Raw genomic sequence first — 22,849 nt, 5'->3', positions numbered from 1 at the left:
CGGGCCCTGGGAAGCCCGGCCGGCGCAGGGCTGCCCCGCGGCAAATCCGCCTTGACCAGGGCCTCGCTTTCGCCCATGTGACTGTCCATGCCTGAAACCAACCCCCCGATCTGGCACGGCACCACGATCCTCTCGGTCCGCAAGGGCGACAAGGTGGTGGTCGCCGGCGACGGCCAGGTCAGCTTCGGCAACACGGTGATGAAGTCCAACGCGCGCAAGGTGCGCCGCCTGGGCAAGGACAACGTCATCGCCGGTTTCGCCGGGGCGACCGCCGATGCCTTCACGCTGTTCGAACGCCTGGAAGCCAAGCTGGAAACCTATCCCAGCCAGCTCACCCGGGCCTGCGTGGAACTCGCCAAGGACTGGCGCACCGACCGCTACCTGCGCCGGCTGGAAGCCATGATGGCGGTGGCCGACGGCAGCACCTCGCTGGTGCTGACCGGCACCGGCGACGTTCTGGAGCCGGAAGACGGCCTGATCGGCATCGGCTCCGGCGGCTCCTTCGCCCTGGCTGCGGCGCGCGCACTGTACGACGTCGACGGCCTGGATGCCGAGACCATCGCCACCAAGGCCATGGGCATCGCCGCCGATATCTGCATCTATACCAATCAGAGCATCGTCGTGGAGAGCCTGCCCTCCAAGGCTGCGGCTCCGACGGACGCCTGAGTGGCCCAATCATGCTGAACCCGACGCCAAAGCCGATGCCCAAACCGATGACCGAGAAAACCGACAGCGCTTTCTTCAGCCCGCGGGAGATCGTCTCAGAACTCGACCGCTTCATCGTCGGTCAGAACGACGCCAAGCGCGCCGTCGCCATCGCCCTGCGCAACCGCTGGCGGCGCCAGCAGCTGCCGGAAGATATGCGCGAGGAGATACTGCCCAAGAACATCCTGATGATCGGGCCCACCGGCGTCGGCAAGACCGAGATCGCCCGCCGCCTGGCGCGGCTGGCCCAGGCGCCTTTCCTGAAGGTGGAAGCCACCAAGTTCACCGAGGTCGGTTACGTCGGGCGCGACGTCGAGCAGATCATCCGCGATCTGGTGGAAATCGCCATCCACATGACGCGCGAGCGCCTGCGCCAGGACGTGAAGGCCCAGGCCGAGCTGAATGCCGAGGAGCGGGTTCTCGACGCCCTGGTGGGCGCCAACGCCAGCGCCGACACGCGCCAGAAGTTCCGCCGGCTGCTGCGCCAGGGCGAACTGGACGACCGCGAGATCGAGGTCGAGGTCATGGACAGCGGCGGCATGCAGCTGCCGACCATGGAAATCCCCGGCATGCCCGGCGCCTCCATGGGCATGCTGAACCTGGGCGATATCTTCGGCAAGGCGCTGGGCGGGCGCAAGAAGCAGCGCCGCATGACGGTGGCCGAGTCCTACGAAGTCCTGCTGGCCGAGGAGAGCGACAAACTGCTCGACGAGGAGAGCGTTGTCTCCAACGCCATCGCCGCGGTGGAGCAGAACGGCATCGTCTTCCTGGACGAGATCGACAAGATCACCGCCCGCTCCGACCGCGCCGGCGCCGATGTCTCGCGCGAGGGCGTGCAGCGCGACCTGCTGCCGCTGATCGAGGGAACGACGGTGGCCACCAAACACGGCGCGGTGCGCACCGACCACGTTCTGTTCATCGCCTCCGGCGCCTTCCATATGGCCAAGCCCGCCGACATGCTGGCCGAACTGCAGGGCCGCCTGCCGATCCGCGTGGAGCTGGACGCGCTGACCCGCGACGACTTCAAGCGCATCCTGACCGAACCGGAGAACAGCCTGATCCGTCAGTACAAGGCGCTGATGGGCACCGAGGAGGTGACCCTGGAGTTCACCGAGGACTCCATCGACGCGCTGGCCGACCTCTCCGCCGACATCAACTCTTCGGTGGAGAACATCGGCGCCCGGCGCCTGCACACGGTTTTGGAAAAGCTTCTGGAGGAAATCTCCTTCACCGCCACCGACCGCGGCGGCGAGACCATCACCATCGACGCCGCCCTGGTGCAGGAGCGCGTCGGCGAACTCTCCAAGAACGCCGATCTCTCCAAGTTCATTCTTTAGATATCCTGGCTTCGTCGAGCCGGCTCCGGCGGTCAGACCCAAGACCCTCTACGGCAGGCGCTGATCCACCACTTCGCTGATGGTCGGCGGGTTGGCCTGTCAGGCGGAATGGTCGGCATGGATCTGGCGGTCGCGCATCTGCCCGACCAGCATCATGTCGATCGCCTGGCCGTCGCTGGCCAGCGGCATGAAGATGCGCGCGATGGTGCACCGGCGGCTTCCGTGTACTTGTGGCTGGTGCGCTCTGAGGATGGGTCGGAGCTAATTCTGTAGTTGCGAGTGGCGAGCTAGTCTTCCTTCCCGTCGACCAGCTTCACAACCTTCTCTACTTGCCCAAGTCGCTTTCTGCGCGCCTCATCAAATCGTTTCTTCAGTTCGGGTTCAGCTGCGAGGCGCTCGTCAATGAATGCGCGCAGTGCATCTGCGATAATGCGTCGTTCAGGCGCACCGCGGTGTGCCTCACAGAAGTCGACCAAGTCACTTGCCAGAGGTTCTTCAAGCTTCCAGCGACCCTTTTGCGGACTAGATACCATGATCAAGATGGTACCACTTGGTACCAACCGGTACCAGTTTAGGGTTGACCTCTGCTTTACACTAAATCAATATCTACAGGTCAAAGAAAAAGGGCGGCTCCGATAGGAACCGCCCACAAGTGAGACCCGGGCCGGAATCGAACCGGCGTGACAGAGATTGCAAGGCCCTGCGCCTAACCATTCGGCCACCGGGTCAATGGACGCCCCGCCCAACAGCGGGGCGTTCTGCTATTTAGAATACCGTTTCTCCTGCCTGAGCACAACATAGTGAATCTGAATCACGCTTAAACGCAATATGTGGGATAGCATACAATATATAGCGAGTTTGGAATCAGATATACAATATACAATATCAACTGACGCCTTCCCGTTCGGCGGTTCAGCGACTGGACCTTTGATTTTAGTCGTCCAATAAATTCTCCGTGGTTATTAGTCCAAATCCATACTGTCGAGATCTATACTTTCCTCTACTTATGCGGACAAGGTCTCCTCTATTAGCCAGTCTTTGAATGGCATTGTAGATCACCTTTGGCTTTGGCCTGATTCCGACCCTTTCCAACTCTGTTTGGATTTCGTCGAATGTCCATGTTCTGGAAGGGTCGTTCTCTACCGCCTCAGCAATAGCTTTTTGCTCACGACTAGCTCTAGAGGCATCTAGCGACTTTGGCTCATCGACGTCTGAAAGCCTTTTGGACCATCGTTTTTGCGTTTCGGCAGGAAGCAAAACAATCAGATTGTCTATTGCTGTCAGCAGCTCCCGTCGCCGCCTCTCCTTTATGTTTAAGGATTGGCGGTGTTGGTGAATTGACACTTTCACTTCAGCCAGTTCGCTGAGCGCTGCGGCCAAAGCCTCTTCGTAAGCATCTAACTGAACATCAATCTTCGACATGCTCCTAGCCTACTCGAACAGCGCCCAAGAGTCTTGATTCTTAGTTAGAATTGATAAGAATTTTTTATCCCATTAATTCAGTAGGTTATGGGACAAAATCCAGGCCTTTAGGATTTTTTCGGATTCCTCTGATCACCATTTTCTGACTTAGAGATCACGGTCTTGATCTAGCCGGCTGAATTTGGGAACACTCAGCTAAGGCAGGCGCTGCTCCAAGACCTCGCTGATGGTCGGCGGATTGCCCTGCCAGGCGGAGTGCTCTGCGTGGATCTGGCGGTCGCGCATTTGTCCGACCAGCATCATATCGATCGCCTGCCCATCGGCGGCCAGCGGCATGAAAATGCGCGCAATGCTGCGTGGCCCCGCCGCGCCCGTTTTGTCGTAGGGCGCATAGCTGTAGCGGCTGCGGCTGTAGAGCGCCCCCGGTCCGGCGGCGCCACGCTGAAAGAGGGCGGTGATATGGGCGCGGTAGGCCCCCTCGGGCACCGCCTCGTGCAGCAGCATCCCGGTGGGATCGATGCCAAAGGCAACGTCCGTGCCCACCAGACGCAGGCGGAAGTGCCGGCCATCCTCCAGCACATCGGCCAGCACCACGAAGGGCAGGAGGGCCGGGATCTCCGAGGGCAGGATGTCGGCGCGCGCCGGCCAGCGACGCGGCCCGCGTTTGCCGAGCCAGTATTCGTAGAGCTGGCGCAGCGGCACCTCCAGGATCGCCTTGCCGGTTTCGCCTGGAGGCCCGTCGTCGGAAGTCGGTCGGCCTGAGTTCAAGTCTTCGTCTCTGCCCCGTCCGCCTCCGGGCCTCCTGCGGCCGGCGACGCCTCTGCGGGATCGATCAGGTCCAGCAGCCGGTCGAGGGCGGCATCGTCCATGGTCTCGATGCGCTGGGCGAGGAGATTGGCCAGCAGGGTTGCCCGCGGACTGAGGCCGGCGGTGTCCACCACCACCCGGGGGTGGGAGAGATCGGCCAGCCGCTGCAGTTCCTCCGCATCGTCCCAGATGATGCCGAGAAACTGGCAGACGCGGTGGACGAAGCGGCGACTGGGCTTGCCGCGGCGGCCATGCTCCATGGCCGAGAGGTAGGCCGGCGAGACCTGCAGGCCGGCGGCCATGTCCTTCAGGGCCAGCTTGCGCTCGGCGCGGATCGCCCGCAGCTTTTCGCCGAAGGGGGTCATGACGATAACCACGCCCGCACGCCCTGCCCCGGGGCCTGCGCGGCACCCGTCAAAGCATACCCGTGACCTGGTCCCTCACGCTGCGGCACGCCGGCTCTCCGCCTTGTCGGAAAGATAACCGGATCGGAGTTTAGCGGCTTTTCCCCGGCAAGGCGATTCCCGCGTGCCGAGGCCACATCAGCGCTTGCGCCGCAGCAGAATATAGACCGCGCCGGTGCCGCCGTGCTTCTGCTGGGCGTAGTCGAAGGACAGAACGCGCGCGCGGTTGGGGGGCTGGTTCAGCCAGTGCGGCAGGGCGCTGCGCAATACGCCGGCCTCGGCCCGGGTCGCGCCCTTGCCGGTCACCACCAGGACGCAGCGCTTGCCGGCGGCCTGGCAGTCGGCGAGGAAAAGCTCGAGACGGCGGTGCGCCTCGGCCTGGCGCAGGCCGTGCAGATCGAGGGTCGCTTCGATGGGCAGCTTGCCGCGACGCAGGCGTTCGGCCTTGCGACGGTCGAGGCCGTCGCGGGCACCGTGGACCAGGGGCGGCGGCTGTCGTCCGGCCGCGGCCGGGCTCTGGGGTGGGCTCTGGGCCGGAGCCTGACCCGGAGGCTGGGCCGCCCTTCGCTGTGCCGGCCGCCCCCGCGGCGCAGCGGCCGTCGTTGCGCGGCCGGCCCCCTCGCGCAGATCGTCGGTCTTGGAGCGCAGCCGGTCGCGGCCCGCCAGCGGTTCGGCCTGTCGGGTGACGTGGCCCCAAAGCTGGCGGTCTTCCGGCGACAGAGCGCCCCTCGCTGTGTCGGGTGGCGCCGGGTCCTTAGGCTTGCGGCCCATTGCCGGTGCCCCCGGACTCACCCGGGGCCGCTTCGTCATCGATAAGCAGCACATGGAGACGGCGCGGCCCATGGGCCCCGAGCTGGATGGTCTGTTCGATATCGCCTGTGCGCGAGGGCCCGGTGATCATGTTGACCGCGCGCGGCATGGCGCCCGGACCGAAGCGCTGGCGCAGCCGCGCCCAGGCCTCTTCGTAGGCGCCGACGACCTGGGAGCCGCGCAGCACCACGATGTGGTTCTCCGGCAGGAAGTTCAGCGTGATCGGCGCTTCGGGTCCGGAGGCCATCATCAGGGTGCCGGTTTCGGCGATGCCGGCGAAGGCGCCGGTAACGGCGGTGGGGTCCGGCTCCCGCGCCGCGCCTTCGCTCACCTCCAGCAGGGGCTGGTCCGCCCAGGGCAGCGCGCGCAGGTCGCCGCGCGGCGCCAGGCGCACCCGCGGCGGCAGGTTCTCACCCTTCAGATAATCGGCCACCGCCTGGGGCACCTGGTCGGCGTCGTCGAGCCGCACCACCGTCGCCGCCAGTTCGCGCAGCATGTCCTCCATCAGGTCGAGCTGTTCGCCATGGGGCCGCTGCCCGCGCGCCGGGACCAATCCCGCCTGCGGATCGGCAAGCCGCGCCTCAAGCTGCGCGCGCTCCTCGGCGCCCGGCTGGTCGCGCTGCAGAGACTGGCGCAGCGCCCCCAGGATGTGCTGGCGGGAGTCGGTCATGCTGCGTTTCTCATCGGGGCCCGCTCACAATGCCCGCTCCCGGCGTTGGCGCTCGGCCCAGAGCTGCTGGAAGGTCTTGCCTTCGGGCGCCGGGAAATCGCGGTGCTTGGTCCAGCCGCCGGCAAAAGGCAGGGCGTTGAAGCGCCCCTGATTGCGGCCGAAGGCCGCCAGCATGCGCATCTTCAGGCCGGCGATGCGGTGATAGAGCGCCGGCCGGCGGGCGAAGAAGGCCCAGAAGGCGAGGCCGAAACGCACCGCCTTGGGGCTCAGATGACGTTCGAACTCCCGCTCGCGCCAGTGCCGCATCATCCGGGGCAGGGGAATGCGCATCGGGCAGACCGCCTCGCAGCGTCCGCAGAAGGTGGAGGCGTTGGGCAGGTGCCCCGCCTCGTCGACCCCGATGAGGCTGGGGGTCAGCACCGCGCCCATCGGCCCCGGATAGACCCAGCCGTAGGCATGGCCGCCCACCGAATGATAGACCGGACAGTGGTTCATGCAGGCGCCGCAGCGGATGCAGCGCAGCATGTCCTGGAACTCGCTGCCGAGCATCTGGCTGCGGCCGTTGTCCAGCAGGATGACGTGATACTGCTCCGGCCCGTCCGGATCTTCCGGCCGCCTGGGGCCGGTGGAGAAGGTGGTGTAGGCGGAAAACTCCTGGCCTGTCGCCGAGCGCGCCAGCACCCGCAGGATGGTGGTGGCGTCCTCCAGGTTGGGGACCACCTTCTCCAGGCTGGCGATGACGATGTGCACCTTGGGCAGGGTCTGGGTCAGATCGCCGTTGCCCTCGTTGGTGACGATGATGGAGGTGCCGGTCTCCGCCACCAGGAAGTTCGCGCCGGTGATGCCGACATCGGCGTCGAGATAGCGCTGGCGCAGCATCTGCCGCGCCTCGGCCACCAGCTGCACCGGTTCGGAAAGCGGCCGCTCCGCCGGCAGCTTGTCGTGGTGGTGGCGGAAGTCGGCTTCGATCTGGTCCTTGGTCAGATGCACCGCCGGCGCGATGATGTGGCTCGGCACCTCCTTGCGCAGCTGGATGATGTACTCGCCGAGGTCGGTTTCCACCACATCCAGCCCGGCTTCTTCGAGGTGCTGGTTGAGGGCGATCTCCTCGGAGATCATGGACTTGCCCTTGGTCACCACCTTGGCGTCGACCTCGCGGCAGATCTTCAGGATCGCGGCGCGCGCCTCCTCCGCCGTGGCGGCCCAGTGCACCTGGCCGCCGCTGGCCTGAACCTTCTCCTCGTAGCGCTCCAGGTAGAAGTCCAGGTTGGCCAGGGTGTGGTCCTTGATGTCGCGGGCGGCATCGCGCAGGTCGTCGAACTCCGGCAAACGGTCGCGCGCCTTGGCGCGCTTGCCGATGAAGCCGGATTTGACGTTTTTCAGCGCCTTCTGCAGCGTCTGGTCGGCCAGCGCGGCGCGCGCGTTGTCCTTGAAGGCGGGGGAGCTGCTCTGCATCAGGCGGCACTCCCGCTCTTATCCTGCCCAGATCCGGGGCCCGGCTCGCCGATGGCGGGGCCGTCGACCATGTCGGCCAGCACCTCGGCCACGTGGCGCACCTGCACCGCGGCGCCCTGGCGCTGCAGCTTGCCGGCCATGTTCATGAGGCAGCCGAGATCGCCGGCCAACAGCGTGCCGGCACCGCTGGCCGCGACGAAATCGGCTTTGTTGGTCACCATCTTGTTGGAGATGTCCGGGTACTTCACGCAGAAGGTGCCGCCGAAACCGCAGCAGACGTTGGACTCCTCCATCTCGCGGATCTCCACCCCCGGCAGGTTGTTCAGCAGCTTGCGGGGCTGGGCCTCGACCCCGAGTTCGCGCAGGCCCGAACAGGAGTCGTGGTAGGTGACGGCGCCGGAGAAGGACGACTCCACCGCTTCCACCCCCAGCACATCGGTGAGGAACGACACCAGCTCGAAGGTGCGTTCGGCCAGGTCTTCCGCCTTGGCCCGCAGCGGCGGGTCGTCGGCGAAGAGGCCGGGGTAGTGCTTTTTGATCATCGAGGCGCAGGAGCCGGAGGGGGCGACCACGTAGTCGAAGCCGGCAAAGGCTTCGATCACCTGTTCGGCGATGGCGCGGGTATCGGCGCGGTCGCCGGAGTTGTAGGCCGGCTGGCCGCAACAGGTCTGGGCCCGCGGCACCTCGACCCTGCAGCCCGCCCGCTCCAGCAGCTTCACCGCGGCAAAGCCCACCGAAGGACGAATCAGGTCGACCAGGCAGGTCACGAAAAGCCCGACGCGCTGCGCTTGTTCTGCCATGAGCCGTCCTTTCTCTCCCGGGTCGAGACTTGGCGTTCGGACCCCTATCAAAACGGTTCTATGGAGTGGTGCCGTTTCCTGGCTGCGATAATGGTATTACCACTTCGCAAAAGCAAGAGCGCGCCGGAGCCGATCCGCAATGCGGCGTCAGCTCGCCTGCTGGCGGCGCTCGGCGACGGCCTTCGGGAGCAGCAGGTAGTAGCGGCCGCTCTGCTTCATACGCCCGGCCTCGGCCAGGGCGGCATCGCCGGAACCCCAGAAGAAATCGCCGCGCACGACGCCCTTGATGGCGCTGCCCACATCCTGGGCCACCATGAGGCGGCGCAGCGGCCTGTCCGTGGCCGGCCAGGTGGTATCGAGATAGAGCGGAACCCCGAGCGGCAGGACCTTGGAATCCACCGCCAGGCTGCGGCCTGCGGTCAGCGGCACGCCCTGGGCGCCGATCGGGCCTTCGCCCTTGATCTCGCGGAAGAAGATATAGCGGGCGTTGCGCTGCATCACCTCGCGCGCCTTGTCGGGGTTGGCGCGCAGCCAGTCGCGGATCGACTGCATGGAGGCCTGCTCGCGGGAGACCAGCCCCTCGGCGATGAGGGCCCGGCCGATGGCGTAGAAGGGATGGCCGTTGGAGCCGGCGAAGCCGACGCGGGTGACGCTGCCGTCGGGATAGACGACGCGCCCGGAGCCCTGGACGTGGAGAAAGAAGACATCCACCGGATCCGCCGCCCAGAGCAGCTCCGCCCCCTGGCCTTCGAGCGCCCCGGCGTCGATTTCCTCGCGGGTGAGATAGGGCACGAGGCGGCCGTCGCGGACTTGGCCGATCAGGCGTTCGCCGCGGAGGTCGGCGCGAAAGCGCCCGAGGTCCACCGTCACCAGATCCGGCGGCAACCGGTAGAGCGGCGTCGCCCCCGGCGCCGAAGGATCGCGGGTTCCCGTCAATTCGGCTTCGTAGTAGCCGGTGAACAGCCCCTCGGCCGCGCCGGCATTGGACACCGCGAAGGCCCGGAACTGTTCTTCCAGCAGGCGGCGCAGCGCGGCATCGTCCTGACCTTCCGCCGCGGAGAGGGCCGCACAGGGCGCGCGCCAGTCGGCGACGGTCCCGGCCAGTCCGTCCGGGCCGACAGCGCGTTCGGACGGCTGAACCGTCAGGCGGCCGCAGGATTTCAGAAGCGCGGGCAGGGCCTCGCTCGGCCGGTCGGTGGTCCAGTCCGGCAGGGCGTCAAAGCCCACCGGGGTCAGCAGCAGCGCCGGCGCCTCGGGTACGGCGGTCTCGGCTTGCGGCGGCGGCTGTTCGGCCGGCGCGCGCTCCGTGCTGTCTTCTTTCGGGGTCTCGCCGCTGCAGGCGGCCAAGGTCAGGGCAAAAGCCGCGGCCAGAAGCCCGGCAAACCGCAAATTCAGGCTGCTCGAAAGATCCCGCCTGCCCCCGCCCCGCCTCACGCAGGCAGACCGCTCAGTTGGGGCTGCGGGTGGCAACCAGCGCCCAGTTGGGGTCGCGGCTGCGGGTGTTGCGGGCGAAGGTCCAGATGTCGGTGATGGTGGACACTTCGTTGGGATTGCCGTCGACGATCAGGCCCTCGGCATCGCGCGTGACGTTGACCTGTTCGGAGACGAAGGTCACGGTCACAAAGGCGGTCTTCTGCTGCATCTCGGCTTCGATCAGCTCGGCGGAAGTGATGCCGATGAGGGTGGTCTCCAGGGTTTCCTTGTTGGCCTCGCGCTCCTTGATGGCGCCGGAGAAGTCGCTGTAGACGTCGTTGGCCAGCAGCGGGCGCAGGGTCTTGGTGTCGCCCTCGGCAAAGGCCGCGATGATCATCTCGAAGGCGCCGCGCGCGCCGGCGACGAACTGGTCGGGATCGAAATCGCGGTCGGCCAGGCGGATCTGGGTGATGCCGGCCGACAGGGGATCCTGCTCGCCAGAAGATGCCTTTTCTGCAGCCACCTGGTCTGCCTCCGTCTGCTCCAGCAGTTCGTCTTGGTTGATCCGCGGCCCTTTGCCGCGGTCGGGAAGCTGGATGACCTTTTCCTCCTCGCCCTCGTTTTCGCGCGGGGATTGATTGAAGGGGTCGAAATCCCGCTTCTCGTGTCCGGTGCGCTTGCCGAGGACCGAGCGCAGCTTGAAAACGAAGAATGCCGCAACGGCAGCAAGGAGGACAATTTCTATCAGGCTGCCGTCGCTCATCCGTTTCGCAATCTGTGAGGTGCGCCGTTTCGTCGGGCCGCGCAATCGCCGGGCCCGGGACAGAGGTAAACTGGCGCGGCTGGCTTCGCCACACCATTTATGGGCATTATGTAGGCAACTGCTGCAGAAAGAGCAAGTATGGCCCTGGTTCTTCTGGCTGTCTTTATTGGGCTGCCACTGCTGGAAATCGCTGTGTTTATTGAGGTTGGCGGCGCCCTGGGCGTCTGGCCGACCATCGCCGCAACCGTCGCGACGGCGGTGGCCGGCAGCCTGCTGCTGAGGGCGCAGGGCCTGGCCACCCTGCTGCGCGCCCGTGCCCAGATGGATCAAGGCCAGGTGCCGGCCCGGGAAATGTTCGAAGGCATCTGCCTGGTGCTGGCCGGCGCCCTGCTGCTGGTGCCGGGATTCGTGACCGACGCCCTGGGGCTGCTGCTCTTCATCCCGCCGGTCCGTGAGGCCCTGCGCCGCGTCATCGCCCATCGCCTTGCCGCCCGCCACGGCCAGGGGCGCACCCGTGTCTTCGTCGACGGGGAGGAAGTCAATCCCAACACCTGGCCCAACACAGCGGAGGGCAGAGGGCCGGCACGCCCGGGCGGCGAGCGCGGCTCCACCGTCATCGATGGCGACTTCGAGGAGGTGGACGACGCCGACAGGCCCTATCGCCCGGGCCGGCGGGGCGGACCCGCCCGGAACGGGCGCGGCGACGAGGGCGGCAACGGCCCCCGGAGGCTGGAGCCATGATTCTGGTGCGCCACGGGCAGTCCCACTTCAATGTGCATTATGCCGCGACCCGCATCGACCCGGGTATCGAGGACCCGGGTCTGACCGAGGAGGGCGAGCGCCAGGCCCAGGCGGCGGCGGAAAGCCTGAAGGATCAAGGGGTCGGGCGCATCGTCGCCAGCCCGTACTGGCGCACCCTGCACACGGCGGAGATCATCGCCGATGCCCTGGGGCTGCCGGTCGCCATCGACCCACAGGTGCGCGAGCGCTACTTCTTCACCTGCGATATCGGCAGTCACCGCAGCGCGCTGACCGAACGCTGGCCGCATTTCGGCTTCGGCGACCTGGCCGAACGCTGGTGGCCGGAGGAAGAGGAAACCGAAGAGGCGCTGGCCGTGCGCTGCGAAGGTTTTCGCCGCGCCACGCTGGACGACGGCAAATGGGACGACCTGCTGATCGTGTCCCACTGGGGCTTCATCCGCGGCCTGACCGGCGAGGCGGTCGGCAACGGGGTCGCCCTGCGCTTCGATCCCCATGCGGGCCTGGCGTCCGGAGCCCTTTAGCAGCCGGACAGCCGCAGAAGACTAGCGCCCGGGCGCGCGGAGCAGGCGCAGTATCGCTCGGAGCAATCTCGGTTTCCGGCGGCCGCCTCGGTTGTGCGGGGCGAAAATCCGTGATAGCCAAGCGCGCCCAGCTTAAGAGGAGGCGCATATGGCCGAAGAAGCCGCGCAGCAGGCACCGCTGACCATCAACAGCCAGTACGTGAAGGACCATTCCTTCGAAAACCCCCATGCGCCCGGCATCTACGGCAAGATGCGCGAGGAAAGCCCGCAGTTGAACATCAACGTCGAGGTGACGCCCACGCATCTGCAGGGCAATCTCTACGAGGTGGCGCTGCGTCTGGAGGCGAGCGCGAAGATCGGCGAGATCAGCGCCTTCCAGGTCGACCTGCACTATGCGGCCGTGGTCACCCTGGCGGAGAGCCTGGAGGAAGCGGTGCGCGAGCAGATGCTGATGATCGAGGTTCCCCGCTTCCTCTTTCCCTTCGCCCGCGCCATCCTGGCCGACGACACCCGCGACGGCGGCTTCCCGCCGCTGATCATGAATCCCATCGACTTCCACCAGATGTACGTGAGCCGAAAGATGGCCCAGGCCGGTGCCCAAGCCGACGCCGAAGGCGCACCGGGGAACGATTCCGCCCCCCCCTCCGAAGGCGGAGACGAGGCGGGCGCCGCCGGTGCGGAAGAGAACACGGCGGCCAACGGCCAGGCCTGAAGCGGATCACATCCCGGGTACAACCCGCTGCTGCGTTGAAGCCTCGCCCCTGCGTTAGAGCGTGGAGGCGAAAATCTGCGCGGCGCGCCTACTGACGCCAGATAGGGTCGTTGAGCTTGGCGAGCATCGCCTCGTGCGCCGCCTTTTCTTCCGGCGACGCACTGTGTGCGCGCGGTGCGCGCGCGGCCCGGGCCATCGGCGCGACGGCGCTGCGCCGCGGCTGCTGGCCCTCCAGCGTCAACCCGGGCTGGCGCCCGCCCGAAAGCTCGAGATAGACCTCCGCCAGGAGTTCGCAGTCCAGCAGGGCGCCGTGAAAGGTGCGGGCGGAGTTGTCGATCTCGAAGCGGCGGCAAAGCGCATCGAGGCTGACCTGGGCGCCGGGAAAGCGTTTGCGCGCCAAAGCCACCGTGTCGACGGCGCGGTCGCCGGCCAGGATGTCGAAACCGGCGGCCTTCAACTCCGCATTCAGGAACTTCATGTCGAACTGGGCGTTGTGGATCACCAGCTTCGCATCGCCGATGAAATCGAGGAACGCGGCGGCGATCTTGGCGAAGACGGGCTTGTCGGCCAGAAAGGCGCTGCTCAGGCCGTGGATCTTCTCCGCCTCCTCAGGCATGTCCCGCTCCGGATTGATGTATTCCCGGAAGGTCCGCCCGGTCGGGACGTGATGCAGAAGTTCGAGGCCCGCCACTTCGACGATCCTGTGGCCCGCCGCCGGGTCCAGCCCGGTCGTCTCCGTATCCAGAACGATTTCCCGCATCAGCCGTATCTCCCGATCACCTCGCGCAGCGGCCGGAGCCGTTCGGCGCGTGTCCGCAACAGTGTGACGATGCGGCGCAGCTGGTTCAAGCTGTGGGCTTTGTTGAGCCCGGTCTGCACGACGAAGTCGGCGCGCCGGCGCTTCTCGGCGTCCGTCATCTGACGCTCCAGAATGGCCTGGAAGCGGGCTTCGGTCATGCCGGAGCGGCCAAGCACCCGGCTGCGCTGGGTGCGCGCCGGCGCCGAAACCACGATCACCACATCGCAGAGCGCTTCGCCGCCGGTTTCGAACAGCAGCGGAATGTCCAGCACCGCCAGAGGCCGCCGCAGACGGGCCTGCTTGGCCAGGAAACGCCGCGCAGCGGCCCGCGCCAGCGGGTGAAGAATCGCTTCGAGGCGCCGCAGGGCGGCCGGGTCGCCGAGCACCCGCGCGCCCAGAAGCCGGCGGTCGACAGCCCCTTCGACAACGACGCCGGGGAACGCCGCCCCGACCGCGTCGACCGCGATTCCGCCCCTGGCCATCAGCGCATGAACGGCGGCATCGGCATCGTGGACCGGCAGGCCGAGACGGCGCAGCATGCCGACGGCCGTCGACTTGCCCATCCCGATGGAGCCGGTGAGGCCGATCACCAGCATGCTGTCTAGGTGTCCTGCAAAACGAAGTCGCGGAGTTCGGCCGTCACCGCGGGCTCGACCCCGAACCAGGCGGCGAAGCCGGGGCGGGCCTGGTGAAGAAGCATGCCCAGCCCGTCGACGGCCCGGGCGCCGCGCGCACGCGCTGCGGCGAGAAGCGCTGTCTCCAAGGGCGAGTAGACGAGATCGTAGACCACGGCCCGTTCGGCGAGGTTGTCCAGCCCCAGTTCGAGCGGCGGCTGGCCGGTCATGCCCAGCGACGTGCTGTTGACCAGGAGGCCCAGATCACCCAGTGCTTCCCCCCTTTGACTCCAGGGAATGACCGCCGCTTTGGGACCGAGATCGTCCGCCAGACGCGCGGCCCGGTCCTGGCTGCGATTGCAGATCCTCAGTTCCGCGAGGCCGGCATCCAGCAGAGCCACCGCCACCGCCCGTGCCGCGCCGCCAGCGCCCAGAAGCAGGGCGGGACCGGCGGTGGGATCGTAGTCCGGCGCCGCAGCCTTCAGGTCCTCGAAAAACCCGAAAGCGTCCGTGTTGGAACCGTGGATGCCCGCGGCATCGAAGACCAGGGTGTTGACGGCGCCGATGCGCCGCGCGGTATCGTCCACGCGATCGCAGAGCGCCATCACGTTTTCCTTGTGCGGGATCGTCACATTGAGGCCGCGGAAGCCCGCGGCGCGCAGCCCGTAGACAGCGCTTTCGAGATCCTCGGGCGCCACCGGCAGCGGCAGATAAGCCCCGTCGATGCCGTAACGATCCAGCCAGAAGCCATGCAGGCGAGGCGAACGCGAATGGCCGACCGGCCAGCCGATGACGCCAGCAAGGGCGGCCCTGCCGCTGAGGATCATGATCTCAAAACCCCGTTGGCGCGCAGAAAGTCGAGCAGTGGCAGCAACGGCAGGCCGAGCACGGTGAAGAAATCCCCCTCCACCCGGGCGAAGAGCTGCGCACCCTTACCTTCCAGTTGATAGGCACCGACGGAGGCCTGCACCTGCGGGCCGGCTGCGTCGAGGTAGGCGTTGATAAACGCATCGGAGAGTGGGCGCATGGTCAAGCGCGCCACCGCGTTGTGGTGCCACAGGCGGCCACTGTCGCGCACCACACAGACCGCGGTGGAGAGTTCGTGGGTCTTTCCGCTGAGGGCGCGCAGCTGCGCGGCGGCGTGATCGCGGTCCGGCGGTTTGTCGAACCACAGCGCATTGCAGGACAGCATCTGATCGGCGCCGATCACCAACGCGCCGGGATGGCCGGCGGCGACGCGCTGCGCCTTCAGCTCAGCCAGCGTTTCGGCAGTCTGTGCCGGGGTCGCCCCCTCGGCCTGGAGGGACTCCTTGACCGCGCCTTCGTCCACCGCGGCGGCCTGGGCGGTGAAGCGCAGTCCCGCGGCGGTGAGCAGCGCCGCCCGCGTCGCACTGCCCGAAGCCAGAACGAGCGGCGGTGCGTTTCCCGCCATCAGGGGCGGTACCGCCGCCTCTGTCACGCCCGCCGTCATACGGATCCCTTCACCGGGCATTCATCCACCGGGCATTCATCTCGGCTCCCCGCCGATATGCCGGGCGTAGTAGCTCATGATGGTGGCCGCCGTTTCTTCGATTGAACGGCGGGTCACGTCGATCAGCGGCCAGCCGTGTTCGACGCAGAAGCGCCTTGCCTGTGCGATCTCCTCGCGCACCGCCTCCAGATTCACATAGTCGGTTTCCTGGCGATCGTCGGTCAGCATCCGCAGACGGTTCTGACGAACCTGGACGAGCCGCGCCGGGTCCTTCGTCAGGCCGATGATCAGCGGCCCATCGGCCTGAAGCAGTTCGTCGGGAATCGGGCAGCCCGGAACCACGGGGATGTTCGCCGCCTTGATTCCGCGGTTGGCCAGGTACATGCAGGTCGGCGTCTTAGAGGTGCGCGAGACGCCGACGAGGATAATATCGGCCTTGGCGAGATCGCTGCAGTGCTGCCCGTCGTCGTGGGTCAGGGCAAAGGTCATGGCGTCCATGCGCCCGAAGTATTCGGCATCGAGCGCGTGCTGCAGTCCCGGCGTGCCCTTCATCTCGACACCGAAATAGTTGGCCATGGTATGGATCACCGGATCGAGAATGGCGATGCAGGGCACCCCGAGCTGCATGCAGCAACTGGTGAGCTGATCGCGCAGACTGTGGTTGACCAGGGTGAAGAGAACCGGGCCCGGATGGGCTTCGATCTGGCTGACCACCTTGTTCATCATCCCGCGGGTGCGGACCAGGCTCCAGACATGCTCGGTCGGGTCCACGCCGCTGAACTGCACGAGGCAGGCCCGGGCGACGGAATTGATCGTCTCGCCGGTCGAGTCCGACACCAGGTGCAGATGATGGGTCGCCATTGCGGCCTCTCCTTTAGACCTCTCCCCAGAACGCCAGGCCGGCGGCCGGCAGCCCGCCCCGCGGGCGCCCGGGGCCATCCGGGCGCGCGCCGATTCTGTGCATGGTCTGTGCAGACGGGATGAAAGCCGGGGGAAAACCCGAGTCGCCCGCGGGCGGGCAAGTTTTCATCACGCCTAGCCCGCAATCCCTCAGACGAGTCTTCCCTTGTGAACCACAGACACTCACAACCGCCGAAAACCCCGCAACAGCACCCCGGCATCCTTGGTTTTCCCCGTTATCCCCTGCTTCCCGGCTTCGTGCAAGCCGGCGGATTCCGGTCCCTTCCCGGAGTTTGCGCGGAGCTCATGCACAACGCGCCGGCGGCGGCACGCCGCTGCGGATCGTTCTCGGGACAAAGTATCGCAAAACACAGATCCCCGACTCTCACAGGGATAAACAACAAAAACCCAAACCCTTTTAAGATTCTTTTTTGGAAGAAGGGGGCTTTGCCAAGCCTGCGGAAAAGGCCATCTTGTCAGTTCTGGCAACTTCGATCCCCCATCGCGGACCCCTCACACCCCTTTCGACCGCCCCACTTTTCTGCGACGAAGCCGAGTGACGCAAACCGACGAAAAACTGCTGTTGCGCGCCCTGAACGGCGAAACACTGCCACGGCCACCGGTCTGGCTGATGCGACAGGCCGGGCGTTATCTGCCGGAGTACCGCAAGCTGCGGGCCGAGGCCGCGGGCTTTCTGGATCTCTGTTTCACCCCGGATCTTGCCGTCGAGATCACCCTGCAGCCGATCCGCCGCTATGGCTTCGACGCGGCCATCCTGTTCTCCGACATCCTGGTGCTGCCGCACGCCCTGGGGCAGAAGGTCTGGTTCGAAGAAGGCATCGGCCCGCGTCTGGAGGCGATCGAGACGGCAGAGGGATTGGACCGACTTTCGAAGGACGCCCTGCACGAGGCCCTGGCGCCGGTCTACGAGACCGTCAGGCGGCTGCGCCAAAGCCTGCCGCCCCAGGTGGCGCTGATCGGGTTTGCCGGCGCCCCCTGGACGGTTGCCAGTTACATGCTGGAAGGCGGCAGCAGCAAGGATTTCGCGGCGGGCAAACGCTGGGCCTATGGCGCGCCGCAAGACTTCGGGCGTCTGATCGATCTGCTGGTCGAGGCTACCGGCGATTACCTGATAGCCCAGATCGATGCCGGCGCCGAGGCGGTGCAGATCTTCGATTCCTGGGCCGGTGTCTGGCCGGAGGATGCATTCCGCCGTTGGTGCCTGGAGCCCGCCAAAACCCTGACGGCACGGCTGCGCCGGGAGCGGCCGCAGGTTCCCGTCATTCTTTTTCCGCGCGGTGCCGGCCTGCTCTACCGCGATTTCGCGCGCGAAGCCGGCGCCCAGGCACTGGGTCTGGACACCACGGTGCCGCTGGGCTGGGCGCAAGCGGAACTGCAGCCCCATGTCGCAGTTCAGGGAAACCTCGATCCGATTATGCTGGTTGCCGGCGGCCAGGGCCTTACCGCGGCTGTTGACCGCATCCTGCGCAGCCTGGGGCAGGGCCCCTTCGTCTTCAACCTGGGTCACGGCATCGTGCCGCAGACGCCGCCCGAGAATGTCAGCCGTCTGATGGAGCAGATTCACGCCTTCAGCGCCGAGCACGCCGGTTAGGGCTCCGGGACAATTCCATGAGCAGAGTTGCCGTCGTACTTTTCAATCTGGGGGGGCCGGACAGCCAGGAGGCCGTCGAGCCCTTTCTGTTCAATCTCTTCAACGACCCGGCGATCATTGCTTTGCCGGGCCCGCTGCGCTGGTTGCTGGCCAAGGTGATCTCCAAGCGCCGGGCGCCGATCGCACAGGAAATCTACCGTGAGCTGGGTGGCGGGTCGCCACTGCTGCCCAACACCGAGGATCAGGCCGCGGCCCTGCTGGCGGACCTGAAGGGAGCGGAGGGCGCGGAGACCGAGTGGCGCGTCTTCATCGCCATGCGGTACTGGCATCCGCGCGCGTCCGAAGCCGCCCGGGCGGTGGCCGAGTACGATCCGGACGAAGTTCTGCTGGTGCCGCTCTATCCGCAGTATTCCACCACCACCTCGGCTTCCTCGCTGCGGGAGTGGGGGCGCGAGGCCAAGACCGCCGGGGTGATCGCGCCCAGCCGCACGTTGTGCTGCTACCCGGCGGAACCGGGCTTTGTCGCCGCCTCGGTGGAGGGCCTGCGCAAGGCCCTGCGCGAAATCGAGAGCGAGGCGCCGCCGCGCGTGCTGTTTTCCGCCCACGGCCTGCCGAAGAAAATCGTCGAGAAGGGCGATCCTTACCAGTGGCAGGTGGAGCAGTCCGTCGCCGCGGTGGTGAAAGCCATGGGCGAGGTCAACCTGGATTGGGTGGTCTGCTATCAGAGCCGCGTCGGCCCGCTGGAGTGGATCGGCCCGGCCACGGAGGCGGAGATCGAGCGGGCGGGCCGTGAAGAACGGCCGGTGATCGTGGTCCCCATCGCCTTTGTCTCGGAGCACTCGGAGACCCTGGTGGAGCTGGACATCGAGTACCGCGAGCTGGCCGAGAAGGCCGGTGTGCCGGTCTATCTGCGGGTGCCGACGGTCTCCAGCGATGCCGCCTTCATCGCCGGCCTGGGCGAGCAGATCCGGCGCCTGCGCGGCAGCGGCCGGGCGATCTGTTCCCACGCCGGCGGGCGCTATTGCCCGGGCTCCTGGAGCGGCTGTCCCCAGGCCCGGGACTGACGCCTGAGGGCCGGCTGCGGAACATCAAGATCCGGGACATCAGAACGGGAACAGGGTTGTGGCGGGGTTTCTGGGCGAAGGCTATCTCTGGGTGAAGAGCCTGCACATCCTGGCGGTGATCGCCTGGATGGCCGGGTTTCTCTATCTTCCGCGGCTTTTCGTCTATCACTGCCAGGCCGAGGTGGGCTCCAAACAGTCGGAAACCTTCAAGGTCATGGAACGGCGCCTTCTGCGTGCCATCATGAACCCTTCGATGCTGGTATCCTGGGCCGCCGGCCTGGCGCTGGCGGCCCATATCGAGGCCTGGGGCGACGGCTGGTTCCACGCCAAACTGACCCTGCTGGTGATCCTCACCGTTCTGCATATGGTGGCCGCCCGCTGGCGCCGCGCCTTTGCCGAAGACGCCAACCGGCGCAGCGAGCGCTTCTATCGCGTCATGAACGAAGTGCCGGCGGTGCTGATGATCGGCATCGTTGTCTTCGTCGTCGTAAAGCCGTTTTGACCCTGTTGTCGCAGGCATTTACCCCGCTTGACTTCGCCGAACCCTTGCAGTAACGATCAGCCATTCCTCAGCACCTTGCCGTCCGGCGGTGTCGATCCCATATGTCGAGTCATGTTTCGTTAACCAGCCAAGTGTAGGCTGTCGTTGGGATTTCTCCCCCGGTCAGCGGTCTTTTACGATCACCCTGCGTCCGCATGCGTAGCAATCCCAGGATGCAGTTTCAGACCAGTCCCCTTTCTCTCCCCTTCGATCGAATACAGGCGTAAGCGCCCATGAACCTTCAAGAACTGAAAGCCAAGAGTCCGGCAGACCTTTTGGCCTTTGCTGAAGAACTGGAAATCGAAAACGCCAGTACCCTGCGCAAGCAGGACATGATGTTCGCGATCCTGAAGCATCTGGCGGAGAACGATCAGCCGATCTACGGAAGGGGTGTCCTGGAGATCCTGCAGGACGGCTTCGGCTTCCTGCGCTCGCCGGAATCTAACTATCTGGCCGGCCCCGATGACATCTACGTGAGCCCCAGCCAGGTGCGTCGCTTCGGGCTGCGCACCGGCGACACGGTGGAAGGGCAGATCCGCTCCCCCAAGGACGGCGAGCGCTACTTCGCCCTGCTGAAGGTCAGCGAGATCAACTTCGATCCGCCGGAAAACTCGCGCCACCGCATCAACTTCGACAACCTGACGCCGCTTTATCCGGACGAGAGGATCAAGCTGGAGGTCGAGGACGTCGCGACCAAGGATCTGACCCCGAGGGTCATCGACCTGACGGCGCCCATCGGCAAGGGCCAGCGCGCGCTCATCGTCGCGCCGCCGCGCACCGGCAAGACGATGATCCTGCAGAACGTCGCCAAGTCCATCGCGGCCAATCACCCGGAGATCTTCCTGATCGTGCTGCTGATCGACGAGCGGCCGGAGGAAGTGACCGACATGGACCGCTCGGTCAAGGGCGAGGTGGTGAGTTCGACCTTCGACGAGCCGGCGAGCCGCCACGTCCAGGTTGCCGAGATGGTCATCGAAAAAGCCAAGCGCCTGGTCGAGCACAAGAAGGACGTGGTGATCCTGCTGGATTCCATCACCCGTCTGGCACGTGCCTACAACACCGTGGTGCCAAGTTCCGGCAAGGTGCTGACCGGCGGTGTCGACGCCAACGCCCTGCAGCGACCCAAGCGCTTTTTCGGCGCGGCCCGCAACATCGAGGAGGGTGGCTCTCTCACCATCATCGCCACGGCGCTGATCGACACCGGCAGCCGCATGGACGAGGTCATCTTCGAAGAGTTCAAGGGCACGGGTAACTCGGAAATCGTGCTCGACCGCAAGCTGGCCGACAAGCGGACCTTCCCGGCCATCGACATCGGCAAATCCGGCACCCGCAAGGAGGAGCTGCTGGTGGACAAGGCCACGCTCTCCAAGATGTGGGTCCTGCGCCGCATCCTCATGCCCATGGGGGTCACCGATTCGGTCGAGTTCCTGGTCGACAAGCTGAAGCAGCAGAAAACCAACCAGGACTTCTTCGACTCGATGAATCAGTAGCAGCGTCGAGTTTGTGACGGCGGCAAGACTGCCGGCACGATGGCAAATGACACGGGCCCGGTCAGCGACCGGGCCCTTTTTTCATGCGCGATACCTTGTCACGCGGGATACCGGCTCTTGATTTTAGGTCATTGACCTATTATCTGTGGTCGGCCGGTTCTTGACGAGGGCGCCGATGGCCGACGCAGAGAGACTGCTGTCCAAGGGTGAAGCGCGGCGCGCAGCCATTCTGGCGGCGGCGCGGCAGGCGCTGCTTGACGACGGTTACAGCCAGGTCTCGCTGCGGATGATTACGCAGGTCCTTGGGATTTCGCTGGGCAATCTGCAGTACTACTTTCCCACCAAGGACAGCCTGATCGCGGCGGTCATCGTCCAGGAGACGGAGCGCTCCGCGGCGCTTCTCCGGGCGATCGCCTGGGACCCGAAAACGCCCGAACGCTGCATCCGCGAAGCCGTCGAGGCCCTGCTGCGGTCCTACGCGGGTCCGGCAGGCCGCTTCTACGCCATCGCCGAATTCCTGGCGCTGGACGATCCGCGCTATGCCCGCCTGAAGGCGGAAGGGTACGGCGCGTTGCACGACGACACGGGGCGGCTCGTCGCCGTCATGGCGCCGCATCTCGATGAGGCGCGCTGCGCCGCCCTGGCGCGGGTTCTGATGGCGCTGATCGACGGTGCCGCGCTGCAACTGCAGATCGCAGATGGCCAAACCGAAAACGGCCGTGTCGACGCCATGATCGACGACATCTCCCGGGCCATGGGGAAACTTCTGGAAAGCTGGGAATAGGAACAGCCATGCACTGGATCTACCTGTCTCTTGCCATCGTCGCCGAGGTCATCGGCACCAGCGTGCTGAAGCAGTCCGACGGCTTTTCGCGCATCGGCCTGGGCGCCTTCTCGGTCGTCAGTTTCGCTGTCGCGCTGTTCTTTCTGTCCTTGGCGCTGCGCGCGATTCCCCTGGGTATCACCTATGCGATCTGGGCCGGCGTCGGCATCGTCATCATCTCGCTGATCGGCGTGGTGGTGTTTCGCCAGAGCCTCGATGTGCCGGCGATCCTCGGCATCGCCCTCATCCTGGGCGGTGTCGGCATCATCAACGTCTTCTCGAAGGCGAGCGTGCATTGAGGCAGTCTGCGGTCAGACAAACAGAGGATGGGTCTGTCGATTGCCACCGGCGCTTGCCTATGCCGCCGCCGCGGCAGCGGCCCGTTTCATGGTGTCGGCGAGAACGCTGTAAGCGGAGACCCAGGCGGTCTTCACCTCGTCCGTGAAATCTGTCCCCAGGCCTTGTTCCAGCGTCCACAGCAAGGCGCTGGCGACGGTGTCGTAGTCCGCTTCGGTGACGCCGTACCCGGCATGGCGTTCGCCGAGCGCTTCCAGGGCCGGGACCAGTTCGTCCAGGTTCTCCAGTCCGCCGACCGCCGTGTCGATCATATGCATGAGGCGTTCGCCCTGTGCGGTCATGTCGCCTTTGAACAGGGACTTCAGGTCAGGGGCCAGAATGAACAGGCGGCCGTAGAAGAGGGCGGCGGCCTGGCTGGAGATCGGTCGTACTTTCTCCCAGCTTTCCTGGACGAGGCTGCGTTCGTCTTCGGTCATGGTCGGGGTCTCCTTCTGCAGGTCAAGAAGCGCCGGGGGGCCGCCGCACCAGCGTCCGTCCCGTTTCACCGGGAGAAGAGAGCAGGATCCGTACCAAACTCCGCGATCCCTCCAGCGATCTGATTCGCCTGACTTTTTCCAGCGATCAGGCGCCGCCGCGGCACCGCAGGATTTTGCGGTT

At 65.9% G+C, this 22,849-nt stretch carries 27 protein-coding genes and 1 tRNA gene; 11 read left to right on the top strand and 17 right to left on the bottom strand.

From position 1 onward, the window contains the following. Nucleotides 1-87: 87 nt before the first annotated feature. Both hslV and hslU read left to right on the top strand, forming a co-directional pair. Nucleotides 88-666 carry an ATP-dependent protease subunit HslV gene (gene hslV / locus ACO06P_RS14270; protein WP_420345900.1) on the top strand — a complete coding sequence of 193 codons (579 nt, stop codon included), beginning with the start codon at nt 88-90 and terminating at the stop codon, nt 664-666. Nucleotides 667-713: 47 nt separating this feature from the next. Continuing rightward, entirely contained in the window at nt 714-2,042 is a 1,329-nt protein-coding gene (gene hslU / locus ACO06P_RS14265; protein WP_420345899.1) for an ATP-dependent protease ATPase subunit HslU, read from the top strand. Nucleotides 2,043-2,329: 287 nt separating this feature from the next. Here the strand turns inward: hslU and ACO06P_RS14260 are convergent, their stop codons facing one another. From ACO06P_RS14260 to ACO06P_RS14210, 11 genes are all read right to left on the bottom strand, one after another. Then, complete coding sequence (locus tag ACO06P_RS14260; RefSeq protein WP_421938124.1) at nt 2,330-2,581, bottom strand: hypothetical protein; 252 nt, start codon at nt 2,579-2,581, stop codon at nt 2,330-2,332. A gap of 116 nt (nt 2,582-2,697) precedes the next feature. Next, a tRNA-Ala gene (locus tag ACO06P_RS14255) sits at nt 2,698-2,770 on the bottom strand. A 205-nt stretch (nt 2,771-2,975) separates the two neighbouring features. Beyond that, nucleotides 2,976-3,464, bottom strand: a complete 489-nt coding sequence (locus ACO06P_RS14250; protein WP_420345898.1) for a hypothetical protein — start codon at nt 3,462-3,464, stop codon at nt 2,976-2,978. A 195-nt stretch (nt 3,465-3,659) separates the two neighbouring features. Then, a complete protein-coding gene (locus ACO06P_RS14245; RefSeq protein WP_420345897.1) occupies nt 3,660-4,232 on the bottom strand; it encodes a PAS domain-containing protein in 573 nt (190 codons plus the stop codon). Beyond that, nucleotides 4,229-4,648, bottom strand: coding sequence for a helix-turn-helix domain-containing protein (locus tag ACO06P_RS14240; protein WP_420345896.1), 420 nt, complete (start codon nt 4,646-4,648; stop codon nt 4,229-4,231). Before ACO06P_RS14240 ends, ACO06P_RS14245 begins: the two co-directional genes overlap by 4 nt. Nucleotides 4,649-4,813: 165 nt before the next feature. Beyond that, a complete protein-coding gene (locus ACO06P_RS14235; protein WP_420345895.1) occupies nt 4,814-5,446 on the bottom strand; it encodes a Smr/MutS family protein in 633 nt (210 codons plus the stop codon). Continuing rightward, complete coding sequence (locus ACO06P_RS14230) at nt 5,430-6,155, bottom strand: LutC/YkgG family protein (RefSeq protein WP_420345894.1); 726 nt, start codon at nt 6,153-6,155, stop codon at nt 5,430-5,432. Before ACO06P_RS14230 ends, ACO06P_RS14235 begins: the two co-directional genes overlap by 17 nt. A 24-nt stretch (nt 6,156-6,179) precedes the next feature. Continuing rightward, a complete protein-coding gene (locus tag ACO06P_RS14225; RefSeq protein ID WP_420345893.1) occupies nt 6,180-7,610 on the bottom strand; it encodes a LutB/LldF family L-lactate oxidation iron-sulfur protein in 1,431 nt (476 codons plus the stop codon). Continuing rightward, nucleotides 7,610-8,410: a (Fe-S)-binding protein gene (locus ACO06P_RS14220; RefSeq protein WP_420345892.1), complete on the bottom strand. Its 801-nt coding sequence runs from the start codon at nt 8,408-8,410 to the stop codon at nt 7,610-7,612. The genes ACO06P_RS14225 and ACO06P_RS14220 overlap by 1 nt, the downstream gene beginning before the upstream one ends. Before the next feature lie 147 nt (nt 8,411-8,557). Next, complete coding sequence (locus ACO06P_RS14215) at nt 8,558-9,799, bottom strand: murein transglycosylase A (protein ID WP_420345891.1); 1,242 nt, start codon at nt 9,797-9,799, stop codon at nt 8,558-8,560. 58 nt (nt 9,800-9,857) lie between these two features. Continuing rightward, nucleotides 9,858-10,586, bottom strand: a complete 729-nt coding sequence (locus ACO06P_RS14210) for a Tim44/TimA family putative adaptor protein (protein WP_421935199.1) — start codon at nt 10,584-10,586, stop codon at nt 9,858-9,860. Nucleotides 10,587-10,724: 138 nt separating this feature from the next. On the opposite strand from ACO06P_RS14210, the gene ACO06P_RS14205 reads away from it, so the two are divergent. The 3 genes from ACO06P_RS14205 (at nt 10,725) to secB (ending at nt 12,581) form a co-directional block, all read left to right on the top strand. Further along, nucleotides 10,725-11,327, top strand: a complete 603-nt coding sequence (locus tag ACO06P_RS14205; protein WP_420345890.1) for an FxsA family protein — start codon at nt 10,725-10,727, stop codon at nt 11,325-11,327. Continuing rightward, entirely contained in the window at nt 11,324-11,869 is a 546-nt protein-coding gene (locus ACO06P_RS14200) for a histidine phosphatase family protein (protein ID WP_420345889.1), read from the top strand. Before ACO06P_RS14205 ends, ACO06P_RS14200 begins: the two co-directional genes overlap by 4 nt. A gap of 148 nt (nt 11,870-12,017) precedes the next feature. After that, nucleotides 12,018-12,581, top strand: coding sequence for a protein-export chaperone SecB (gene secB / locus ACO06P_RS14195; RefSeq protein ID WP_420345888.1), 564 nt, complete (start codon nt 12,018-12,020; stop codon nt 12,579-12,581). A gap of 88 nt (nt 12,582-12,669) precedes the next feature. Here secB and dnaQ read toward each other — a convergent pair whose 3' ends face one another. The 5 genes from dnaQ to ACO06P_RS14170 are packed head-to-tail and all read right to left on the bottom strand — an operon-like array spanning nt 12,670 to nt 16,326. After that, nucleotides 12,670-13,341 (bottom strand): DNA polymerase III subunit epsilon, encoded by a 672-nt coding sequence (gene dnaQ, locus ACO06P_RS14190; protein WP_420345887.1) that lies wholly within the window; start codon nt 13,339-13,341, stop codon nt 12,670-12,672. After that, complete coding sequence (gene coaE / locus ACO06P_RS14185; RefSeq protein ID WP_420345886.1) at nt 13,341-13,976, bottom strand: dephospho-CoA kinase; 636 nt, start codon at nt 13,974-13,976, stop codon at nt 13,341-13,343. Before coaE ends, dnaQ begins: the two co-directional genes overlap by 1 nt. Nucleotides 13,977-13,981: 5 nt before the next feature. Beyond that, complete coding sequence (locus ACO06P_RS14180; protein WP_420345885.1) at nt 13,982-14,821, bottom strand: shikimate dehydrogenase; 840 nt, start codon at nt 14,819-14,821, stop codon at nt 13,982-13,984. Next, nucleotides 14,818-15,465, bottom strand: a complete 648-nt coding sequence (locus ACO06P_RS14175) for a Maf family protein (RefSeq protein ID WP_420345884.1) — start codon at nt 15,463-15,465, stop codon at nt 14,818-14,820. The genes ACO06P_RS14180 and ACO06P_RS14175 overlap by 4 nt, the downstream gene beginning before the upstream one ends. Before the next feature lie 36 nt (nt 15,466-15,501). Continuing rightward, nucleotides 15,502-16,326, bottom strand: a complete 825-nt coding sequence (locus tag ACO06P_RS14170; RefSeq protein WP_420345883.1) for a pyruvate, water dikinase regulatory protein — start codon at nt 16,324-16,326, stop codon at nt 15,502-15,504. A gap of 595 nt (nt 16,327-16,921) precedes the next feature. On the opposite strand from ACO06P_RS14170, the gene hemE reads away from it, so the two are divergent. The 6 genes from hemE to ACO06P_RS14140 all read left to right on the top strand — a co-directional run bounded on the left by hemE (nt 16,922) and on the right by ACO06P_RS14140 (nt 22,194). Beyond that, entirely contained in the window at nt 16,922-17,977 is a 1,056-nt protein-coding gene (gene hemE, locus ACO06P_RS14165; RefSeq protein ID WP_420345882.1) for a uroporphyrinogen decarboxylase, read from the top strand. Nucleotides 17,978-17,994: 17 nt separating this feature from the next. Then, complete coding sequence (gene hemH / locus ACO06P_RS14160; RefSeq protein WP_420345881.1) at nt 17,995-19,041, top strand: ferrochelatase; 1,047 nt, start codon at nt 17,995-17,997, stop codon at nt 19,039-19,041. Between the two features lie 58 nt (nt 19,042-19,099). Beyond that, a complete protein-coding gene (gene hemJ, locus ACO06P_RS14155; protein WP_420345880.1) occupies nt 19,100-19,543 on the top strand; it encodes a protoporphyrinogen oxidase HemJ in 444 nt (147 codons plus the stop codon). A gap of 272 nt (nt 19,544-19,815) precedes the next feature. After that, nucleotides 19,816-21,072, top strand: coding sequence for a transcription termination factor Rho (rho, locus tag ACO06P_RS14150; RefSeq protein WP_420345879.1), 1,257 nt, complete (start codon nt 19,816-19,818; stop codon nt 21,070-21,072). A gap of 175 nt (nt 21,073-21,247) precedes the next feature. After that, complete coding sequence (locus ACO06P_RS14145; RefSeq protein WP_420345878.1) at nt 21,248-21,856, top strand: TetR/AcrR family transcriptional regulator; 609 nt, start codon at nt 21,248-21,250, stop codon at nt 21,854-21,856. Between the two features lie 8 nt (nt 21,857-21,864). Beyond that, nucleotides 21,865-22,194 (top strand): DMT family transporter, encoded by a 330-nt coding sequence (locus tag ACO06P_RS14140; protein ID WP_420345877.1) that lies wholly within the window; start codon nt 21,865-21,867, stop codon nt 22,192-22,194. A gap of 57 nt (nt 22,195-22,251) precedes the next feature. On the opposite strand, the gene ACO06P_RS14135 is transcribed toward ACO06P_RS14140, so the two are convergent. Beyond that, nucleotides 22,252-22,668: a globin family protein gene (locus tag ACO06P_RS14135; RefSeq protein ID WP_420345876.1), complete on the bottom strand. Its 417-nt coding sequence runs from the start codon at nt 22,666-22,668 to the stop codon at nt 22,252-22,254. Nucleotides 22,669-22,849: the final 181 nt, after the last annotated feature.

The sequence above is a fragment of the Pelagibius sp. genome (genome assembly GCF_965227505.1).
Taxonomy (GTDB): Bacteria; Pseudomonadota; Alphaproteobacteria; order Kiloniellales; family Kiloniellaceae; genus Pelagibius.
The sequence above is the reverse complement of the archived record's forward strand: the minus strand, read 5'-3'. Positions and strand labels throughout refer to the sequence as shown.

Excerpts from the sequence above, each read along its gene's own strand:
- hslV (WP_420345900.1), top strand. The coding sequence starts at position 88 with ATGCCTGAAACCAACCCCCCGATCTGGCACGGCACCACGATCCTCTCG.
- hslU (WP_420345899.1), top strand. The coding sequence starts at position 714 with ATGACCGAGAAAACCGACAGCGCTTTCTTCAGCCCGCGGGAGATCGTC.
- ACO06P_RS14250 (WP_420345898.1), bottom strand. The coding sequence starts at position 3,464 with ATGTCGAAGATTGATGTTCAGTTAGATGCTTACGAAGAGGCTTTGGCC.
- ACO06P_RS14235 (WP_420345895.1), bottom strand. The coding sequence starts at position 5,446 with ATGGGCCGCAAGCCTAAGGACCCGGCGCCACCCGACACAGCGAGGGGC.
- ACO06P_RS14230 (WP_420345894.1), bottom strand. The coding sequence starts at position 6,155 with ATGACCGACTCCCGCCAGCACATCCTGGGGGCGCTGCGCCAGTCTCTG.
- ACO06P_RS14225 (WP_420345893.1), bottom strand. The coding sequence starts at position 7,610 with ATGCAGAGCAGCTCCCCCGCCTTCAAGGACAACGCGCGCGCCGCGCTG.
- ACO06P_RS14220 (WP_420345892.1), bottom strand. The coding sequence starts at position 8,410 with ATGGCAGAACAAGCGCAGCGCGTCGGGCTTTTCGTGACCTGCCTGGTC.
- ACO06P_RS14210 (WP_421935199.1), bottom strand. The coding sequence starts at position 10,586 with ATGAGCGACGGCAGCCTGATAGAAATTGTCCTCCTTGCTGCCGTTGCG.
- ACO06P_RS14205 (WP_420345890.1), top strand. The coding sequence starts at position 10,725 with ATGGCCCTGGTTCTTCTGGCTGTCTTTATTGGGCTGCCACTGCTGGAA.
- ACO06P_RS14200 (WP_420345889.1), top strand. The coding sequence starts at position 11,324 with ATGATTCTGGTGCGCCACGGGCAGTCCCACTTCAATGTGCATTATGCC.
- secB (WP_420345888.1), top strand. The coding sequence starts at position 12,018 with ATGGCCGAAGAAGCCGCGCAGCAGGCACCGCTGACCATCAACAGCCAG.
- dnaQ (WP_420345887.1), bottom strand. The coding sequence starts at position 13,341 with ATGCGGGAAATCGTTCTGGATACGGAGACGACCGGGCTGGACCCGGCG.
- coaE (WP_420345886.1), bottom strand. The coding sequence starts at position 13,976 with ATGCTGGTGATCGGCCTCACCGGCTCCATCGGGATGGGCAAGTCGACG.
- ACO06P_RS14180 (WP_420345885.1), bottom strand. The coding sequence starts at position 14,821 with ATGATCCTCAGCGGCAGGGCCGCCCTTGCTGGCGTCATCGGCTGGCCG.
- ACO06P_RS14175 (WP_420345884.1), bottom strand. The coding sequence starts at position 15,465 with ATGACGGCGGGCGTGACAGAGGCGGCGGTACCGCCCCTGATGGCGGGA.
- ACO06P_RS14170 (WP_420345883.1), bottom strand. The coding sequence starts at position 16,326 with ATGGCGACCCATCATCTGCACCTGGTGTCGGACTCGACCGGCGAGACG.
- hemH (WP_420345881.1), top strand. The coding sequence starts at position 17,995 with ATGAGCAGAGTTGCCGTCGTACTTTTCAATCTGGGGGGGCCGGACAGC.
- rho (WP_420345879.1), top strand. The coding sequence starts at position 19,816 with ATGAACCTTCAAGAACTGAAAGCCAAGAGTCCGGCAGACCTTTTGGCC.
- ACO06P_RS14145 (WP_420345878.1), top strand. The coding sequence starts at position 21,248 with ATGGCCGACGCAGAGAGACTGCTGTCCAAGGGTGAAGCGCGGCGCGCA.
- ACO06P_RS14140 (WP_420345877.1), top strand. The coding sequence starts at position 21,865 with ATGCACTGGATCTACCTGTCTCTTGCCATCGTCGCCGAGGTCATCGGC.
- ACO06P_RS14135 (WP_420345876.1), bottom strand. The coding sequence starts at position 22,668 with ATGACCGAAGACGAACGCAGCCTCGTCCAGGAAAGCTGGGAGAAAGTA.